We start from the raw sequence: 20,054 nt of genomic DNA, 5'->3' as shown, positions 1-20,054 counted from the left end.
CAACTCTAATTTAAGGAGATTCTCATGGCGACGATGCAATGTGATGTTGTAAGTGTGAATGAGTCGATTTACTCTGGCACGGTTACGATGTTAATCGCAAAAGGCGCAGGTGGTGAGCTTGGTATTTTACCAGGGCACGCACCACTTGTAACTTTGCTCCAACCGGGCCCGATTCGTGTTCAGTTGGAAAATGGTACAGAAGAAATCGTTTATGTATCTGGCGGTGTGTTAGAAGTTCAACCTCATGTTGTGACTGTACTTGCAGATACTGCAATCCGTGCGGACAACTTAGATGAAGCGGCAATTTTAGAAGCTCGTAAACAAGCTGAACAATTGCTCGCAAATCAAAAGAGTGATTTGGATTCTGCTGCTGCACTTGCTTCGCTTGCAGAAACTGCAGCACAGCTTGAAACGATTCGTAAAATCAAAAATCGCGCACTTTAATCAGTACCGATTTTCGATTGAAAAAGCCACCGTCAGGTGGCTTTTTTATTGGAAAATATACTGGAAACAAAATTCAAATAGTTCTCATTTTCATATAAAGTACTGCTCGCAACATATAACTTCATGAGAATTATCATAATGAAAATTTTACTTCCAGCCATTCTTGCACTTACATTTGTTGGTTGTGCTTCCGTACCGCAAGCAACACCGCAATTGTCTCAACAAGCAAAAAAACTTGATGCACCTACAGAAGGTAAAGCTGCGGTTTATGTTTACCGTTCAAATAGTGTGTTGGGTGCAGCACTCAAAAAAGATGTTTGGATTGACGGAGAGTGTTTAGGTGAAACTGCGCGTGGTACATTCTTCTTAAAAGAGGTGGAGGGTAATCAGAAACATACGATTTCGACTGAATCAGATTTTTCACCGAATCATTTGACACTGAATACAGAAGCAGGAAAACAATATTTTATTCAGCAATATATCAAACCTGGTGTAATCACAGGTGGCGCGAACCTGAAACAAGTAGATTTAGAGACAGGTAAAAAAGCGATTGCTGAGTATAAATTTGCACAAGCTGGAAAGTGTAGTAAGCAGAGTATTAGTTTGGATAAAAAGTAAATTAGCGATTTTTTAAATAATAACAACGCTTAATTCAGTTTTTAGCACCTTCAATATCAATCTTAGATTGTTTTGAAGGTGCTTTTTTATTATCTCGAAACATAATATGATGAATGCTTAACGATGAATGGATGACATCGTTGTAAGCGAGAAAGAATGCGTATATTAAATAAAAAATTAGGAAAAGTATGTTAGCAAGTAATGTCTTAAAGTTGCGCTTGGATCGTATTGAACAACAAGGACATCATTTGTGTGTCAAAGATCAGATAAAACTCGTGACATTAATACAGCCGGATTTAACGGCTAACCTCTATACGCAGTTATTTAATTTAACCCTACCTAAGATTTGGTATTTCCGACACAATACAGTCGATGAAATTCATTGTTCATTACGTTTAATTCAGCTCATCAATCGGGTTTTTATTCCTGCTTATCCACAACATGCCTATCGATATGCTTGGTTTGAGCAAGGCCTGATGTTCAGACTGCAATATACTCAGCAACCGCTCGCATTATCTGAACGTGCTGCGGTACTAACTCAGTTACTCGCTTGCCAAGATAGTGATCTCAAACTGAGTATTTTTAACCAGTTACAAGATAAATATAATGATGCTCCCGTTAAGTTAGCATTAGCCGAGTTATATTCCCGTTTAGAGGATTGGTCAGCCGCAATTAAAAGCTACCGTATACTATTTCAACAGCAAGCCACTCAGCCAGAAAGTGTGCATTATGATTTTATACGCTGTTTATTGAGTCGAAATGATTATTGCAATGAGCAAGGACAGCGTGATGCGGTTGAGGCTTTAGAATATTTGACCAATCTTGATTATATTCAGCAACCGCATTTACATGAGCAATTAACACAAAGGGCAGTTGCTTTGTTATTGCCAGAAAATGTGCAATCACAGCCTAGCGAATTACCTAAATCATTGCTTGGTATCCAGCATAAATTAAAATTTGTTGGATATTCCATAAATTATTGGCTAACAATGGATGAATTCACAGTTCCCTATTACAGGAATGTAGTAGAGGATGCGCCTAAGCTGTTAAGTAACCAAGAAATTGTGATGAGTTTGGATCGTCATAAAGCAGCAAATACAGCCTTACAAAAAATTCTAGCAGGGCGTGATCTGAAGTTAGTCAGTGGAATTAATGCGATCAATCATCGCATGGGATTTATTTGGAACTACTTACAAATTAATCCACTAGTACTTGATGCCTTGGTAACGACCGCTCATCGTGAACCTGATGCATTTTATAATTTAAAGCAAATCTCCGCACCTGATTACCAGCATGATGCAGCGTTGTTACAAGTGTCATCTTATCTTGCTAAACAGCAGGTTGCATATAATCTAAGTCAACAAGGACATTGCATCGAATTTGTTGAGCATACTGATGTTGCAAGTTTTGATTTAATTGTTGATGGTACGCCGATGCAGGTAAAATGTAGCTTAGATGCAGAACGAATTGAGGCATTTGTAAGACAGCATCCGCATATTGCGATTATTGTGAATATTGAACTAGCGCATTTACAAGAAAAATATCCTTCAGTTTTTGCTGATTTTGCTTTGAGTTATGCTTCAGTACAGCGCTCAGCTGTTGCGTGTTTGCAGCATTCAACTGGCAATGAAGAGTTTTTACCGATTCCATTGATGAATACCGGTTTTGCAGTATATCGTAATTTTAATACAACGATAAATTCACCGATATTGGGGATGTATTCGCAAGATAAATATTCGAGTTCAATACCAAAAAATGGCTTGGCCATTGGGACTAGCGTCGGTAGTGTGGTTTCGGATTCAATTGGTGCTTTCTTTGTTGGAGGGCTTACAGTATATCGAAATTGGCGAATACAGAAGATCGAGCAACGTCGACCTGTTTCAGAGAAAGTAGCGATAAAAGCTCAATCTGATTTGGTCATTGATTTGTTAATCCGCTTTGCTGAATGGTTTAATCAAAATTTATTAAAATATCGTGTTGATTTATATGCATTTCAACTGAGACAGATTGAAACAAAGCTGATGGGTAAGCTTCCAGATGCTGTTATTTCAACAACCTTATATGCTTATAAGTTTGAGGCTTATCAACGTGCACTCAGGTTGTATGTATGGATACAAAAACAATTAGCGCATGATCATCCTAAACGCAGAGCTCAGGCAGGCTGGGTTGCATTAGCACAGGCAGACCAATTTATGTCGATTGAGTTGAAGCAACGTATGACACAGCTAAATACTGAACTACAAAAATATAAGCACATGTCTCAACATGTTGTTAAGTTGCCAGATTTGGAACAACAAGCCCCCAACGATGCCAATCCACCTTATTCAATGCAAGCCATCTAAGATTTAGAAATCAGAAAATTTATGGATTAGCTTGAATGATCTGCCTCTGAGGTTGAACTCCCTAAAACAAGGGTTGCAAGTTTTAACATATCGACTTGAATTTTATTAAACTGTGCTGCGATTTTTTCAAAATCTAATTGGCTAATGTCTTGTTGACCATGTAAAAGAGGTAGATTGAGTAACTGTTGATTTGCACTCAGCAGACTTTGGCGGATTTGGTCTACTTCGGTGCTTTTGAGTTGCAAAGACAACAAAACATCATGTAATGCATGAAGCTCTTGTTTAAGTTTTGCAGTACTTTCTTTGAGTTGTTGAACATTCTGGTTTTGAATCGCCTGTTCGAGTTGGCTCTGTGAGTTCTGGAGCAATGCTGTGTAGTCATCTGTTTTGAGTTGCAATTGCGCAACATCACGGATGATATTAAACATATTGCCATGACTTAGACTCTGTTCTTCTACTATATTCGAAAGGGGCTTTTGTTCTGTGCTCGAAGAAATATTTTGTTCTAGTTCAGTAGATTGCTGAGTTTGTTCATTCTTTTGAGGTGATTCGTCACAACCGACCAGCGCAATCGTGCTAATCAATGCTGCTGCAGAAAGAATCGCGGAGATTGGGCGGTATTTAAGCATGACAGAACTTCATCAAAATCTGAAAAGAGCGTCACTATAATCAGAAAGTGTGAAGAAAAATGTGATTTTTGCAATTCGTTAACATTTTCATGCAATAAGATAATACAGGTTGGTTTGAGCTGAAGTATGAGAAGAATAAGGCTATTCTTCTCAGTGATGATTAAACTTATTTCGCCAATTCAGCTTCAATCGCAGTCACAATGCGCTCATCATCTGCCGTGATATCAGGTGCGAAGCGTGCAACGATTTCACCATTTTTATTGACGAGAAATTTCTCAAAATTCCAAAGAACCTCTGGTGGGTTGTTCGGTGTTAAACCATAATCTACAAGATCTTTCCACCAAGGTCCTTCACCGATTCGTTCAGGAATCGCTTGGGTCAATGTTTGATAAAGTGGATGTTTATCATCACCGGCCACAGAAATCTTGGCGAAAAGTGGGAAATGTACATCATAATTGAGTGAACAGAATTGTTCGATTTCTTCATTTGAACCCGGTTCTTGTTCTAAGAAGTTATTGGCAGGGAAGCCGAGAATTTCCAAGCCTTGATCTTTTTTAGCTTGATATAGTTTTTCTAAACCTTCGTATTGAGGGGTCAATCCACATTTTGAGGCTACATTCACCAAGAGTAAAACTTTGCCTTTATATTGTTCTAGATCAATTTCTTGACCTTTAATGTCTTTAACTGGAATGTGATAAACCGATTGGCTCATGGGGGATGTCCTAATTTGTTGTTGTGAAATCACTTGTTTGTTTTAACTGCTAATCTTTTAGAGTGCAATGCTATTGATATGAATACATACAAAATATGCTGAAAAATGTATAACTTTAAAGCGTTGCATTTTTAAGTTGTATGGGGGTTTGTCCTGTGTAGCGTTTAAAGAACTCGATAAAACTTGAACTGTGATGATAGCCGAGTGCAAATGCCAGCTGTTTGATGGTCATTCCTTCGCGAATTTGATTAATTGCAAAAATAATTTTTGCTCGATTGCGCCATTCTGAGAGTGTGAGTTGTAACTCTTGTTGACTCAGTCGTAATACATGTCGTTCGCTCACGTTAAAATGATGAAGAACCTGTTGTAAGCTCAAATGAAATAACTCAGGATCAGCAAGCTTTTCTAAAATTGGCGATAAAATAGGATGATTGCTTTGCGGAAGATAATGGGAATACGTCGGTGCTTGTTTGAGTTGATCGAACAATACTTGGAGTAGATGTTCCAAATACTCTGGTGAATGGTTTTGCTTTTGTTGTTCTAAGATTTGAATGACCAATGCGCGGAAAAAAGGTTGGATACTGAAACAACGACAACTATTTCCTAAAAATTGCCCAAATTTAGGGTGTAGACGAATACAAATATAATGAATTTCATGTTCGACGGGCAGCGATTGATGTTCAGTACGTGGGGGTAACCACAGTCCATAGCTGGGGGGAGAAAGGTAATATTTCCCTTCAATATCAAACTCTAAAGTTCCATTGAGACTGAAGTTAAAGTCCCCCCAAAGTGAAGAATGAGGGCTAACAACGTCATCTTTTTGATAAAGAAATTCATGCACTTCAATACCATGTAAAAAAGGAAATTGTTTAGCCAGATCATGCTTCATGGGGAATATCTCTATTCATTTTCACAGCTGAGTTGAGGATTATTTAAACCGCGTGCTAGCGTGAAAATCAAGACTAGAGAGCAAAGTACCAGCGGAAGCATGGCAAAGAATAAGATGGTGCCATCAAAATGATCGACAATAATTCCGCCAAACATACTGCCTAAGGCAATTAAAATGAGGAAGGTCAATGTCACCATTGGCATGCCTTTTTCTACTGCTTCTGGTGCGTGGGTAAACATCCAGATATTCACTGCCGTTGGTATGATGCCATAAGCGAAGCCCCATAAAGCCGTCAACACCATGGCGGTCATAATATGTGCACCAAACATCGGCAAGCTTAAAAATGCCAAAAAGAATGCAAAGCCACTGACTGCAAAAGTATAGCGAATATTGATTTGCCCGAGATAACCCGCAAAGATATTGCCAAAAATCCCCGCAATTCCATATACCAAAAGTAAACGGCTAATCAGCCCATCAGAGAAATCAATTTGATGTTTAAAAAAGGCGGAAAAATAACTATAAACTGCGAAGTGTGCAAATCCCATAAAGATAAAAATAATCAGCCCCTTACGAGCAGCGGGATGTTGCACAAGAATTGGAAGTTCTTTCCAACGCAGCGAAGACGATGGTTTTAATTGGGGTAAATAGAGGTATTGGAAGATAAAAAGCAAGATTCCCATGAGTGATATGACGGTGAAAGAGGTACGCCAGCCATTATACTGTGCCAACCACGTGCCCATAGGTACACCGAGTACACTTGCTAAAGTCACCCCGAAAGCGACCCAAGCCGTTGCTTTGGCAATCGGTAAATGCGGTGGAGCTAAGCGACCACTGAGAGCAACTGCTGTTGCCCAAAAGCCACCAATCGCAATCCCTAAAATAATACGTCCAAACAGTAATAATGCAAAGTTGGACGCAAAAGCTGTAATGAAATTGGCCAAAATCATGAGCAAGGTTAACAGTAGTAATAGTGTCCGGCGATCCAGTGTTTTGGCCGATATCGGGATCAATACTGCGGCAAACATTCCGACGATGGCCGTTAGCGAAACAGTTAAACCTGCTGTTCCAACGGACACTTGAAAATCTCGTGCGATCTCATTAAGCACGCCCACAGCAAGGAATTCACCAGTGACCAGCGCGAAAGCACTTAAAGTAACGGAGAGCAGTGCAAACCAATTGCCTTGAGAAGGGTTTGACTCAATGGGTCGTATATCAGTGGGAGATGATTGTTCCATAATAATTTCCTTTATTGTTATATAGATAACAATAAAATTGAAAAAGATTGAATTTTTATAACGATCGTTAAAAAATAAAATAGTTGATAAAAGCGATGGCGTCAATTAATTTAATAGTGATCGTTATAAAAATATTTGTGATTGCCATGACCCATGCAGATGATTCTCTAATAACACCGAGTGACGACACGCTCAAAAAAAAGCGTGGACGCCCAAAGTGCTTTGATGAACAACAGGTTTTAGAAAAAGCAATGTTGTTGTTTTGGGAGCATGGTTATGAAGCGACATCTGTCAGTGACTTAACACAAGCATTGGAGCTGACGGCACCAAGTTTATATAGTAGTTTTGGTGATAAAGCGGGGCTTTTCTATAAATGTATTGATTATTATTTGGCGCATGAAGCTTGCCCTATTGAAGCAATCTTCTTAGAAGCAAAGACTGCTAAAGTGGCATTCGAACTTTATCTTTATGACAATGTACAACGTTTAGCACAGCCAGATAAACCAACAGGATGTATGTTGGTGGTGGCGACCATTAACTGTTCGGATAATGCACAACAAATTCAGCATAATATTTTAGAAAAACGTTTAAAAACCAAGCAAAGACTACTAGAACGTCTGCAACAGGGGGTTGCCGAGGGTGACTTGGCAGCAACTGCACCCGTAACGGAAATGGCTGATTTCTATGCCACGGTGTTACAAGGCTTAACCATGCAAGCACGGGATGGTGCAACGGTCACCCAATTACATAAAGTGGTTGAGCATGCGATGCGGACATGGGAATTATTCGAATGATCGATGTCTAAAGCGCGATATAAATGTCTGATATACGATATTTCAATTATTTTGGACATCTCTCACAATATTTGCATGGTTGTAATAAGGTGAGACAAACTGATGGGTCAGTTATCTAAATATCAGAAATGGGCATTTGTATTGCCATTGATTGCGGTCTTGATTTGGTCGCTGAATATTGCAGTAACCCGCTATGTTGCTGATTATATTTCACCAGTTAGTATCAGTTTCTATCGCTGGTTGGTGGCATTTCTGATATTAACGCCGTTTATGTTACCTAAGATTTGGCAGCAACGCGCTTTGATTCGCCCTCTTATTCCAAAATTGGCGGTATTAAGTGCTTTTGGTATGGTGCTATATCAAGGTTTGTCCTACGCGGCAGCGCATTATACCACCGCCACCAATATGGGAATCGTCAATGCTTTCGTTCCTATCTTTACCATTTTTATCTCATATCTGATTTTAAAAGACCGCCCAAATCGATTTGCGATTTTAGGAAGTGTACTTTCATTTGCTGGATTACTTTATGTCATGGGGCAAGGTCATATTTCCAGCTTATTTATGCAGGGTGGGCATTGGGGTGATGCTGTGATGGTACTTGCGGTTGGATTTTATGCTTTTTATGGTGTATTCCTTAAAAAGTGGCAGTTAAAGCTGCCACTCATGACCAGTTTATATGTTCAAATCGGATTTGCATTGGTATACCACCTGCCATTTTTACTTTGGTTTGGGCTGGACTGGATCAATGCTGAAAATGCAGCAAGTGTCATTTATGCAGGCGTCTTTCCATCCTTAATCGCGCCTTTGCTATGGATGCTGGCTGTTCAGGTCATTGGACCCAATCGAACCAGTATTTTTATGAATCTGATGCCAGTGTTTACAGCAATTATCGCGAGTTTTTGGTTAGCGGAAAGCTGGACAATTTATCATAGTATTGGTGGTTTTATGATCTTGGTTGGGATTATTCTGGCGCAGAAAAAAAGCCTAAAACTGCCATCTCGTGCGTTAGAATCGACAACTTAAGATGTAAATAAAATGCGTGTTTGTATAAAAAATAGACAAACGCGCATTTTATTTGGTATGAAGACGATTCTTTCTATTTGATATTACAAGTATATTTTGAAGAACAGCTAAAATTATCATCAAAAAAAAGCTCAATAAAAATAAAAATATAATTTTATTGAAAATCCAAAGGTGACAAAAATGGTATGCTTTTCACATTTTTTGTTAGGAGAATAATATATTTGTATAAATGAGATGATTCCGCCATAATAAACACCGAAGCAAATTGATACATTTTTTATTTGCTGACCGAATTTTCGAACCCTCTGGATGTGATTATACACATCCTTTTTATGCTCAGTTATCCCTATATAACTGAGCTTTTTTTTGCCTATTTTAGGCGCGAATAACTTCACCTGTTAACGCATTGAGAATCCGACTCGGTTCTTGACTCAAGCCTAAATTGCCTGCTAAGTAATGTAGGGAATGACCAAAGTAGTTTTGTGCTTCCTCTAAACTGCGAGCTGGTGCTAACCCAGCAGGATTAGCGCTGGTAGACACAACAAATCCACCAAAATGGTGACAAAGTTGGACACATAATGGATGTGTAGTGACGCGCACCGCGACTAAAGGGTGCTGTCCTTTGATCCATGTCGGAATGTGTTGGTCTGCGGGTAATAGCCATGTCGTTGCGCGTTCTGTCTCAACACGATCTGACCAACTATTAATCACCTGATGCCGAATCGCGGGTTCAAGGTCTTGTAATAAATGCTCTACTTGCTCGATACAGCCTGCTAATAGAATGACACCTTTCTCAATTGGACGATGCTTGAATTCAAGGACATTTTGAAAAGCCTGTTCATTGAATGGATCACAACCTAGCCCCCAAACGGCTTCAGTGGGATAGGCGAGTACTTGTCCTTGTTTTAAAAGTTGAGCAGCATCAGCAACAGAGGAAGTAATCATGTTATGTATACGAAAAAAGGAGGAGACATCGCTTAGTTTAAAGCATTGGGCGACAACGTAAATAGCGTCCGCCTCGTTGTGTACATAAACCTAATAGCTCAAGTTCCATGAGGTGTGAAGTAAGCTCAGCAATATTGCTTTGCTGTAGTTGTGTGAGTTGGTCTATGTCTTGTCCAACCCAGTCTAAACATTGATACAGACCAACCAAGTGTGAGGGAAGGCTTGGAGCCGCATTTGAGGATTTTTCTGAAGATTGCTGTTCAGATTGCCATTGAGTAGGTAAGGCTAAGTCCTCGATTACTTGCTCAGGATGATCGACTAAGATTGCACCTTCTCGAATGAGTTGGTGACAGCCTTGATGGTGTTCACTATAAATATGCCCAGGAATCGCAAACACCATTTTTCCTTGGCTAGCCGCCTGATTGGCAGTAATAAGAGAACCACTTTTTATTGCAGCTTCAACCACAACAACACCAAGACTTAAGCCACTGACAATCCGATTACGACGAGGGAAATGTTGTTGTAAAGGCATAGTGGAGGGAAGGAACTCGGAGATGATAGCACCCGACTGTGCAATTTGCTGGGCTAGTTGTACATGTTGAGTTGGATAGACACGGTCTAATCCTGTTCCAACAACAGCAATGGTACGTTGATGAACCAATCCACCTTGATGTGCAGCATGATCAATACCATGTGCTAGACCACTACTAATATAAAAACCTTTTTCACTTAAATAATACGCAAAATCATAAGCGACTTGGCGCCCATGAGGACTCGGTTTGCGGCTTCCTACCATCGCGATTTGTGGTTGTAATAAAGCGTGTGGATTCCCTTGTCCAAAAAGTATCGGTGGATGGTCTGAGTAAGGGAGTAGTTGTGTCGGATAACCAATATCTTCGGGTGTTAAAATAAAATCACTATGTTGACAGATTAATTTTACTAACTGAGCAAATTGTTGTTGCCCTTCAGGTGTTTGAAATTCAGCTAAACGTTTTAAATGATTGGCATGTAAGCCCAGTTGTTGCCATTCAGGGAAGCGCTCAGTTTGGGTTGCTTGTTCGCAATTGCCAAAATAGTCGACAATTTTTTGAAAGCTAGAAAGTGAATGTTGAACCAAATACCACACCAGCACGGTAGAGTAATGGTGAGGTAATAATTGGTTCAACATATGCCATCTACTTAGTTATCTAAACGAGGTGGTTTGATACTTGAGCCCATTTTTATTGGTAACTCACTTTCAAGCACATACGCATAGCTGATACGGTCAAAGCTCTTAAAGATCATCACACTACCGACATACTGTCCTGGTAATTTGACATTTTCTTTCGTTTTCGGATCTTTTACTGTTTCACCGTCTTGATAAGCATTAAATACTTGTCCGATTTCGATTCCATCAGCTGTACCACGATCGACGGTGACAACACCATTTTTAGCGGCTGTACCAATTGAACCCATGACACGAATAATTTTACCGCCATCAGTGACTTGATTTGCATCGGTTGGGTAGAACAATGTTGGTAACATGGCATCTTGTTCAGGCATGACACGATCACCACGACGAACTTCACCGTTATAACTATCGGTTAACTCAACAGTGGTAATATCCTTTTCAGTGCTAATGGCAACACCTGAAGCAACTTGGGTCAATTCAACGCCAAGGACCTGCTTTTTGCCATGTTCATCAAGAATGGTGTACGGTTCACCTTCACGGAATACGCCATAGCGTTGACCATTTTCAATGCCGTTACCACGGACATAAACACGTTGACCTTTACCAGCGAGTACACGTTGATCGGCTGTACCCAGGATATAAGGTGTATGCGCAATTGCATCAGCTGGAAGAACCGAGGTACGCTCGAGCCATTGTTGAATATGCGCCAATGGAATAACTGGAATGCTATTGTTGAGTGCTTCGACACGCACCTGTGGGCGTAATGTTGAGGTGTTGCCTGTATAACGGCGAATAATACCCGCACAGCCATCTCCCTCATCTTTACCCACCAATGGTTTGCCATTCAAACTACAAAGCAATAAGCGGTCGCCTGGATAGATCCAGTGCGGGTTTTTAACGTGCTTATTGCTTGCCCAAATCTCAGGCCAACGCCAAGGCTTGCTTAAAAACTTACCTGAAATGTCCCAAAGCGTATCGCCTTTTTTGACCACATAAACGTGTGGTGCACCCACTTTTACTGAGGGTGGACTAACGTTCGGACTTGCAGCATGTGCAAGATTGACACTCATGCCTAGTCCTGCACATATTGCAGCGGCAATCAGTTGTTTTTTTAACCCCAAGGCATGAAATGATTGTATGCCGTTTAAAACCTTTTTCATTATCATAATTCCTAAAAATTATGTGTGTAGTTGCGCTATAATAACGACTTTACACACAATTTTTTTTGATCAAGCATTCCCTTCAGTCGGTTTTCTGATCAACGGCATAAGTTTAGGATGTCAGTATGGCCTTATTACCTATTCTAAGTTTCCCTGATCCCCGCCTTCGTACCATTGCTAAGCCAGTCGAAGAAGTCACTGATGAGATTCGTCAGCTTGCAGCAGATATGCTTGAAACCATGTACGAGGCACCGGGTATAGGTTTAGCGGCAACTCAGGTTGATCATCATATTCAGCTTATTGTTATGGATCTCTCTGAAGAGAAAAACCAACCGATGGTGTTCATTAACCCCAAAGTCACTCCGCTGACTGAAGAAACGCAGCCTTATGAAGAAGGCTGTCTCTCTGTGCCTCAAATATACGATAAAGTTGAGCGTCCGTCACGCGTAAAAATCGAAGCAATTAACCTTGAAGGTCAAGCATTTGAGTTAGAAGCTGACGAACTTCTCGCTGTTTGTATCCAACATGAAATGGATCACTTAAATGGCAAACTTTTTGTTGATTATTTATCACCACTAAAACGCCAACGTGCGCGTGAAAAGGTCGAAAAAGTGGTTCGTCAACGTGAAAAAGAGAAAGTTGCAGTTAAACGCTAAACTGTAAAAATCATTTGAAGATGCTTTCTTTGTTTCGTTGTGGGTTATTGCTTGCGTTTACCGCGGTCTGTTTACAGATTGCGGTATTCTTGCAGCCATTACTGCCCAAGCAATATCAGATTGCACCTGTCTGTGAAACGATTACACAGGCGTTGCTACTACCGAAAGTCATAACAGCGCATAATCAACATACGCAACACTCTTCGCATCATGGTCATCAGTTTGATCAGACTCAGGCATCGGTGTCACAGCACGATCACCACGATCCCAATCATCAATGCCAATATTGTACCGTTTATGCCAACTTGATCTTGCCACCTGAGCTTGGCATCAAAGAGGTTTTAGTTCGGATTCAAATCCGTTTAGTTGCATATCAGCAAGCTTTTAAGCATGTTTATTTTGCACTACAACGATTGTTCTTATTGCCCCAAGGGCGGGCTCCACCTCTTTCAGCATAAATTAAAACTTTATTTTATTAGGGTTTGCATAACTCTAGCCCAGTTTTACTTATGTTTTTAAGAGAGACCAATCATGGCTCAACCTAAATTTTTATTACAACCATTAACGGTTGCGATTCTTGCTGCCTCAAATGCCGCGATGGTATGGGCAAATGCTGAAGTTCAACCACAATCTCAAACGGCTCAAGTGATACTTGCACCGATTGTCGTCACCGCACAACAACCCAATCAAAACAATGGTTTGGTGGTACAGGCCGATCCGAAGAAGCCCATCCAACCTGTGCCAGCAACAGATGGGGCAGATTATTTACAAAGCATTATGGGTTTTAATGCGATTAAAAATGGGGGAACCAATGGTGATGTAACGTTCCGTGGAATGTTTGGTTCACGGATTAAAATGCTCGTTGATGGTAGTGAAAATCTAGGGGCATGTCCGAGTCGTATGGATGCCCCAACCTCTTATATTCAGCCTGAAAGCTTTGACAAAATTACCGTGATTAAAGGACCACAAACGGTACGGTATGCAACACCAGGTTCGGCTGCCACGGTGATTTTTGAGCGTCAACCAGAGAGTCTCAGCAAAGATCAACCTTATCGTGGGCAGGCGAGTGTGGTGACAGGGTCATATGGACGTTTAGATCATAATGTCGAAGCCGCAATTGGGGATGAGACGAAATATGCACGTTTGAATGCCAATCGCTCTGTAGCCGACAACTATAAAGATGGTGATGATCAAACCGTTCATTCTAACTGGGAGCGTTGGAATGCTGATCTCGCCTTAGGTTGGAAACCGACACAGGATTCATGGTTGGAACTGCGTGCTGGTAAGGGAGATGGCGAAGCAGCCTATGCAGGCCGTAGTATGGATGGTTCGCAATTTAAACGAGAAAGCCTTGGTTTACATGCTGAACAAAAGAATCTAAATGAGGTGATTAAAAAGATCGAAGCTCAAGTGGATTATAGTTATAACGATCACATCATGGATAATTTTAGCCTGCGTACACCACCCATGACGACAATGGAAATGCATGGTATGGACATGACTGTACCCAACAAAATGTCGATGCGTGTTGATCGCCGGACCTTAAATACGCGTTTCGCCGTAACAACTGATTGGAATAAGTTTAGTGTCATTTCAGGCGTAGACACACAGCATAATAAACATGGTGGGGACATGGTGATGTATGCCATGCCGTCAATGAATTCACCTTATGCTGAAGATTTAAAATTCCAGTCTTATGGTGGGTTTAGCGAGTGGACCTACAATGTTGATTCTGACCAAAAGCTAGTTGCAGGCGCACGTATTGATCAAGTCAAAATTGATAACTTAAAAAATGGTAAAGATCGCCGTGATACATTGGCAAGTGGTTTTATCCGTATCGAAAAAGCTGTACCTGAACATGGTGTAAAAACCTATGCAGGCTTGGGTTATGTTGAACGCAGCCCTGATTTCTGGGAGCTATATAGTACTTCAACAAATCGTGGGGTTGGAGCAACCGATATGAAGGGGAAAACTACCTATCGTATGCTTGATAATTTAAACAATCTCAAAAATGAACGGACAGCACAACTGGATGTTGGTTTTCAAACAGAACATGGTGCATGGAACACTTGGGCTTCTGCTTATGCAGGCTTAATCAAAGACTTTATTTTGTTGGAATATAATACACCAGCTAAGAGACAGCCTTTGGCGCGTAATGTGGATGCAACGATTGCTGGGGCAGAAGCGGGTGTAGGTTACCAATTTAATGATCAGATTCAAGTGGATGTATCCACCATGTATGCTTGGGGAAAAAATACCTCTGATGATCGTGCCTTGCCACAAATTGCACCTTTAGAAGGACGTATTAATCTTCGTTATGTTGAGGATAAGTATAGCTTGGGGTTATTGTGGCGTGTGGTCGCTAAGCAGAATCGTATCAGCCTAAATGAAGGAAATGTGGTGGGTTATGATATGAATGAAAGCAAAGCGTTCAATACATTAGCAGTGAACGGTAGTTATCAATTAACCAAGGCAATGGATGTTTCGGTTGGTATTGATAACCTTTTAGATAAAACTTATGCCGAACATCTTAATAAAGCAGGCGCTTCAATGTTTGGTTATGGTGCCAGTGAACAGTTCAATAATATTGGACGAAACTATTGGATGCGCATGAGCATGAAGTTCTAAGCAACAAAAAAACAAGGTGGATATTTCCACCTTGTTTTTTTACATTTAAGCCAAGCAATCTTGTTTTGGCATTAAGCTATCGCAGTACAACGGATTGAGTGCACATTGTAGGTCATCAATCTGTCCTTGAGTGACATATCCATTGGCTTTGAGATATTCGGCGACACGATCATCACGTAGACTTAAGAATGCAGCATCATAAACGCCCAGATCAACAAACAAAGCAGCCGTTTCTAAGCTATTAAAATGATCTAGGAATACATCATTTTCATACATCAAGAAAATATGTCCGAATTCAGCTTTGCTACGAATTTTTAAATGTTGTGCCAATTGTTCAGGGCGTGTTTTGATGAACAATAAATCTGAAAGCTCATCAAATTGAGTACGATCGAGTTGGTTAGCCCCTACTTTGACATGACCAAGCCATGCTTTAAAGACAAGCACCGCACCGCCACGTAATAACATACTCCACATTTGATATCGTGTTTCTTCATCGAGATGTGCTGATTCAGTTTCTAATGTATTTAAAAACAATTCTTCCTGTTGAGCGAGCTTTTCAAACAGTCCAAGTCCCTGAGGCTGATAAGCAGCAGGTGCAAATACATCAAAATTCAATTCATCAAAGACCTTTAAAGCCAAAGGAATTGCTGTTTGATAAAGCGTATCAAGTGCACGTATATGCGCGTCATTTAATTTATTTTGTACAAAAATCGCTTTCCAGTCCAATTCTGGCAATAACGCATTGGCACTGTATTGGCGATAAAATTGCTGTGAACGAAGTTCTTTTGTGGGCTGCTGATTCATGTTCAATGTCCTTTCTGATAATAATGATGAGAAACCCATGAAACATGAACCTAGGTTCCTCTTGATTCGCATAAATTTATGCGTTATTCAGAAAGCAAGTAGAATACGACTAAAGTCTTATATGTTTATTTTTGTAGTTAAAGTCTAATAAAAACAATAGGATGTTAAATTGTAAATAAATATACAAATGTTCTGTAATGTAAGTGAACATTTTTGCCATAGTCAAAAAAGCTTTGAGCGTTTTGGTCACTTAATCATCAGCTAAATCTAATTATTTTGGTGTTTTACGCCTATGTTTCAAAATATATTGCTATTTTGTTGAGACATTACGCTTTTGACCAAAGAGAAATCTCTAATCAGTTCACAGAATTGATTACATCGGCATAATTTTTAATCCTGATAGCCATGCACGTAAAGCAGCGGGTTTCAATGGTTTTCGAAGTAGCACAATATTTTGCTCTTTGAGTCGTTGCGGTAATTCAGGATCTGAATCTGCGGTGATCAACGCAACTGGTACATGGGTAGGTCGATGTTGCTCAATAAAATCTAAGCCGAGTTGGTCATGGTTTAAATGCTGATCGATCAACCAGACTTGGATATCTTCTTGTTCAATCAATTTAAGTGCCTCAACTGGTTCGGTGGCAGTGAAAATTTGATAGCCCCATTTACCGAGCAGTGTGCGCATACCTTCTAGTATGTTTTCATCATTGTCTAAGCACAGTACCTTGTAAGCAGTATGCTGTAGCGCCGTGTTTTGTGTCGGTGCGAGATGAGGTTTCTTGGCTTCTGCCAAAGGCACTTCGATCATGAAGCAGGAACCTTTGCCTAACTCAGAGTACACATAGACTGGAAAATCCAATAAATGAGTCATGCGTTGGACAATTGCTAAGCCAAGCCCTAGTCCTTGCTCTCCCCAAGGTGAGGTATGTCCACAGCGCTCAAACTCTTGGAAAAGTTTGATTCGTTGTTGTTCATTAATGCCCGGACCTGTGTCCCATACACCAATCCGGATATGATGTGGACGCTGAGCTGAACGTAGAACACCGACCACGACACGACCTTGGGCAGTATAACGCAGTGCATTACTGACAAAGTTTTGGATAATACGTCGCATCCATTGTGGGTCCGTATCGACCCAAAATTTTGTATCGTGGACATGGAGCTGAATCTTTCGTTGAGCGGCAATCGATTTAAATTGCAGTTCAAGATCGCTGAGTAAATCATGCAGGGCATAGGCTTGACGTTTAGGCTGAATCGTCCCACCTTCCAATCGAGCAATATCTAATAATGCAGACAGCATACTCTCAGCCCCATATAAGGCGCGATCGAGTTGTTGCAGTGTTTGTTGGTCTTCGGCTGAATGTACGCTTTGTTCTAATGCAGTACTGAACAACCGTGCAGCATGCATAGGTTGTAATAAGTCATGGCTGGCTGCGGCAAGGAAGCGGCTTTTGGATTGATTCGCTTTATCGGCTTGCTCGAGTGCTAATTGCTGTTCTTTCAGTGCATCTGCAAGCTGTTGGGTTCGGTCATGCACACGTTCTTCGAGTACCGCTTCATTGGTACGGAAGGCTGTAATATCTGCAAAGGTGGTGACAAAACCACCGCCTTTAATCGGATTGCCTCGCATTTGAATGACACGCCCATCTTTACGAATTCGCTCAAACTCATGTGCACTTCCAACCTTCATCCAGTGAAGGCGTTTACGTACATGTTCTTCAACAGGACCGGGGCCACATTCACCACGTTCTGCGTTATAACGAATCAAATCGGCAATCGGGCAACCGACATAAACCAGATCTTTGGGATAATCAAACAGTTTTAAATATTGATTATTCCAAGCAACCAAACACATATTTTTATCGACCACGCTTACACCTTGTGTCATGTGATCAATCATGGTCATCAACAGGTTTTGATTAAAACGTTGCCATTGTGAGGCCTGATCCAAAATATTGGCCACTTGTCCCAAGGCCAAACCATTATTGATGAGTGCTGTGGTCAATAAAGTTCGTGCAGAGGCTGCTCCAATAATGCCAGCGAGATATTGTTCAGTGAACCGCCACCACATACCATTGGCGACATGATTTTCATTTAAAACAATGTGGTTTTGTTCGCAGAATTGTTGGAAGGCTTGGTTGGTTGGTCGTTCTCCCGTAATGCGTTTGGCAAGTGCCAATAAGTCTCCAACTTTGAGTCGAGCTGCGTTTTGATGTAAGTCATTCAGATCTACAGTTGCATGTGTAGAAGCCACGGGTTTGGTTTCATAGTAAAAGAAGCTTTCGGCTTGAATTTGTTCGGCAATACTTGGACGGTAAAGTCTTGAAATCCAGATATATAAAATGAGATTCAATCCTAAAGACCAAAGCACACCGTGTGTTAATGGCGCAAACGACTCAAAACCGAGTAGCGCTTCAGGGCGGAGGCTATGAATGTCAAACGGCCCAAACAGTAAGATATGTTGGGCAATGTTCTGATAATCTTCAGGCAGACTGCGTAATAAGGTCGGAAAAAGTAGAGTATAACTCCACATGAAAAAACCAACGATCAACCCGACATAGACCCCTTGGCGACTTGCACCACGCCAATATAATCCGCCGATGAGAGAAGGTGCGAATTGTGCTACGGCACTAAATGCTAAAAGACCAAATACTGAAAGTTGATTAATATCATTAAAGAAATTAAAAAATAAAAAGCCAAGTAACATGACACTCAGAATACTGATACGCCGTGTTAGCTTAAGCACTTTGGGGAGCTGAGGATCATGTCGAGAAATCACTTTGAAATGCCAAAGTGCAGGCATAATCAAATCGTTACTCAGCATGATGGAAAGTGCGACTGATGCAACCAGCAACATCCCTGTGGATGCGGAAAAACCACCCAAGAAAGCTAACAGAGCCAGCCAATCTTGTTGATAGCTGAGTGGTAATGCTAAAACAGCAATATCTGAGGTGCCCAATGATTCAGGAAGGGCATTTAAAGCCCAACTCGCGATAGGGATGATCGCGAGTGTTGTTAAAATTAAATAGATGGCAAACCAGAGTCGTGCGCCATGAATATGCTTTTCATCACGAAGTTCAACAACAGCAACATGAAATTGGCGTGGAAGGCAAATCATCGCAAGGGCAGCAAGTAAAGTTTGAACCCAGAAGGTTTCAGGTACGCCGAGTTGCTGTACATTATAAAAATGCTGCGATACATCATGGCTGACCTGTTTAATGTTTTCAGGGGACTGCAACAAGAAAAATCCAGCAACACAGAGTAAAGCAAACAATTTGACAAAAGATTCAAACGCGACGGCAAGCATGAGCCCACCGTGTTGTTCAGTATTTGCAATATGACGTGTTCCGAAAATCATTGCCAAAATGGCTAACAGCGCTGTAAGCATCAAGACACTGTTGGTCGTGGTATGAATTTGTGAGTTGGGTTCTAAAATTACTGCCGCACTTAAGGCAATCGCATGGAGCTGAAGGGCGAGATAAGGTACGATCGCGATTACTGCCAATATCGTTACTAAGGCTGCCAAACGACCACTTTTGCCGTAGCGAGCAGCAATGAAATCAGCGATGGAAGAAATGGAATGGTATTGTCGGATACGTCCTAAACGTTTCCAAATATCATAACCAAACCAAATAAATAATAAGGGCCCAAGATAAATGGGTAGAAACAGGATTCCATCACGGACAGCTGCACCTGTTGCTCCGTAAAATGTCCAAGATGAACAATATACCCCTAAGGTCAGGCTGAATAGCAGCATTCGACCACGCGCACTGAGGCGACTGGCGTGTTTTTCTCCAAAAAAAGCACAACCAAATAACAGCGCAATATAAAGTGCGAGTATGCCAAGAATAAGCCAACTGTTCATATTGCTCACGTGATCAAATTCCATTTTTTATCATACCCGAAGCACGGGCTTGGAGATGCGTATCAATGCGTTTGTAGCGACCAAAGTCTAAGTTACGGCATCATCATAAACTTGCTAACTTGGATAGTGAAGAATCCCG

17 protein-coding genes are annotated in these 20,054 nt (G+C 40.9%); 8 read left to right on the top strand and 9 right to left on the bottom strand.

Going from position 1 to position 20,054, the window contains the following annotated elements:
- Positions 1-24 precede the first annotated feature (24 nt).
- From DS737_RS15180 to DS737_RS15170, 3 genes are all read left to right on the top strand, one after another.
- On the top strand, positions 25-444 hold the full coding sequence (locus tag DS737_RS15180) for a F0F1 ATP synthase subunit epsilon (protein WP_004637489.1): 420 nt from the start codon (positions 25-27) through the stop codon (positions 442-444).
- A gap of 138 nt (positions 445-582) precedes the next feature.
- The gene (locus DS737_RS15175) at positions 583-1,062 is read left to right on the top strand and encodes a DUF2846 domain-containing protein (protein ID WP_005085684.1); all 480 of its coding nucleotides are present in this window, start codon (positions 583-585) and stop codon (positions 1,060-1,062) included.
- Positions 1,063-1,250: 188 nt separating this feature from the next.
- Positions 1,251-3,404 carry a hypothetical protein gene (locus DS737_RS15170; protein ID WP_113997864.1) on the top strand — a complete coding sequence of 718 codons (2,154 nt, stop codon included), beginning with the start codon at positions 1,251-1,253 and terminating at the stop codon, positions 3,402-3,404.
- 26 nt (positions 3,405-3,430) lie between these two features.
- Here DS737_RS15170 and DS737_RS15165 read toward each other — a convergent pair whose 3' ends face one another.
- From DS737_RS15165 to DS737_RS15150, 4 genes are all read right to left on the bottom strand, one after another.
- On the bottom strand, positions 3,431-4,033 hold the full coding sequence (locus tag DS737_RS15165; RefSeq protein WP_113997863.1) for a hypothetical protein: 603 nt from the start codon (positions 4,031-4,033) through the stop codon (positions 3,431-3,433).
- Positions 4,034-4,199: 166 nt separating this feature from the next.
- On the bottom strand, positions 4,200-4,745 hold the full coding sequence (locus tag DS737_RS15160; protein ID WP_075316380.1) for a glutathione peroxidase: 546 nt from the start codon (positions 4,743-4,745) through the stop codon (positions 4,200-4,202).
- Between the two features lie 115 nt (positions 4,746-4,860).
- Positions 4,861-5,634: a helix-turn-helix transcriptional regulator gene (locus tag DS737_RS15155; RefSeq protein WP_113997862.1), complete on the bottom strand. Its 774-nt coding sequence runs from the start codon at positions 5,632-5,634 to the stop codon at positions 4,861-4,863.
- Positions 5,635-5,645: 11 nt separating this feature from the next.
- A complete protein-coding gene (locus DS737_RS15150; RefSeq protein ID WP_113997861.1) occupies positions 5,646-6,869 on the bottom strand; it encodes an MFS transporter in 1,224 nt (407 codons plus the stop codon).
- A gap of 146 nt (positions 6,870-7,015) precedes the next feature.
- Between DS737_RS15150 and DS737_RS15145 the strand changes: the two genes are divergently transcribed.
- Together DS737_RS15145 and DS737_RS15140 are read left to right on the top strand one after the other, a co-directional pair.
- Positions 7,016-7,663 carry a TetR/AcrR family transcriptional regulator gene (locus DS737_RS15145; protein ID WP_017396658.1) on the top strand — a complete coding sequence of 216 codons (648 nt, stop codon included), beginning with the start codon at positions 7,016-7,018 and terminating at the stop codon, positions 7,661-7,663.
- A gap of 102 nt (positions 7,664-7,765) precedes the next feature.
- Positions 7,766-8,686 (top strand): DMT family transporter, encoded by a 921-nt coding sequence (locus tag DS737_RS15140; RefSeq protein ID WP_005085672.1) that lies wholly within the window; start codon positions 7,766-7,768, stop codon positions 8,684-8,686.
- 375 nt (positions 8,687-9,061) lie between these two features.
- Here DS737_RS15140 and DS737_RS15135 read toward each other — a convergent pair whose 3' ends face one another.
- From DS737_RS15135 to DS737_RS15125, 3 genes are read right to left on the bottom strand one after another with little or no spacing between them, the layout of a single operon-like run.
- A complete protein-coding gene (locus tag DS737_RS15135) occupies positions 9,062-9,631 on the bottom strand; it encodes a Sua5/YciO/YrdC/YwlC family protein (RefSeq protein ID WP_113997860.1) in 570 nt (189 codons plus the stop codon).
- 37 nt (positions 9,632-9,668) lie between these two features.
- Positions 9,669-10,799, bottom strand: coding sequence for a DNA-processing protein DprA (gene dprA, locus DS737_RS15130; protein WP_113997859.1), 1,131 nt, complete (start codon positions 10,797-10,799; stop codon positions 9,669-9,671).
- Between the two features lie 11 nt (positions 10,800-10,810).
- Positions 10,811-11,962, bottom strand: coding sequence for a LysM peptidoglycan-binding domain-containing protein (locus DS737_RS15125; RefSeq protein ID WP_005092484.1), 1,152 nt, complete (start codon positions 11,960-11,962; stop codon positions 10,811-10,813).
- Between the two features lie 125 nt (positions 11,963-12,087).
- On the opposite strand from DS737_RS15125, the gene def reads away from it, so the two are divergent.
- The 3 genes from def (at position 12,088) to DS737_RS15110 (ending at position 15,246) form a co-directional block, all read left to right on the top strand.
- On the top strand, positions 12,088-12,618 hold the full coding sequence (gene def, locus DS737_RS15120) for a peptide deformylase (RefSeq protein ID WP_004637502.1): 531 nt from the start codon (positions 12,088-12,090) through the stop codon (positions 12,616-12,618).
- Positions 12,619-12,638: 20 nt separating this feature from the next.
- Positions 12,639-13,076, top strand: a complete 438-nt coding sequence (locus DS737_RS15115; RefSeq protein WP_113997858.1) for a DUF2946 family protein — start codon at positions 12,639-12,641, stop codon at positions 13,074-13,076.
- A gap of 73 nt (positions 13,077-13,149) precedes the next feature.
- On the top strand, positions 13,150-15,246 hold the full coding sequence (locus DS737_RS15110; RefSeq protein ID WP_113997857.1) for a TonB-dependent copper receptor: 2,097 nt from the start codon (positions 13,150-13,152) through the stop codon (positions 15,244-15,246).
- 45 nt (positions 15,247-15,291) lie between these two features.
- Here DS737_RS15110 and DS737_RS15105 read toward each other — a convergent pair whose 3' ends face one another.
- Together DS737_RS15105 and DS737_RS15100 are read right to left on the bottom strand one after the other, a co-directional pair.
- The gene (locus DS737_RS15105; RefSeq protein ID WP_113997856.1) at positions 15,292-16,050 is read right to left on the bottom strand and encodes a hypothetical protein; all 759 of its coding nucleotides are present in this window, start codon (positions 16,048-16,050) and stop codon (positions 15,292-15,294) included.
- Between the two features lie 373 nt (positions 16,051-16,423).
- Positions 16,424-19,915 (bottom strand): hybrid sensor histidine kinase/response regulator, encoded by a 3,492-nt coding sequence (locus tag DS737_RS15100; protein ID WP_162784532.1) that lies wholly within the window; start codon positions 19,913-19,915, stop codon positions 16,424-16,426.
- Between the last annotated feature and the right edge of the window lie 139 nt (positions 19,916-20,054).

The sequence above is a fragment of the Acinetobacter haemolyticus genome (assembly GCF_003323815.1).
GTDB classification, from domain to species: domain Bacteria; phylum Pseudomonadota; class Gammaproteobacteria; order Pseudomonadales; family Moraxellaceae; genus Acinetobacter; species Acinetobacter haemolyticus.
The sequence above is the reverse complement of the archived record's forward strand: the minus strand, read 5'-3'. Positions and strand labels throughout refer to the sequence as shown.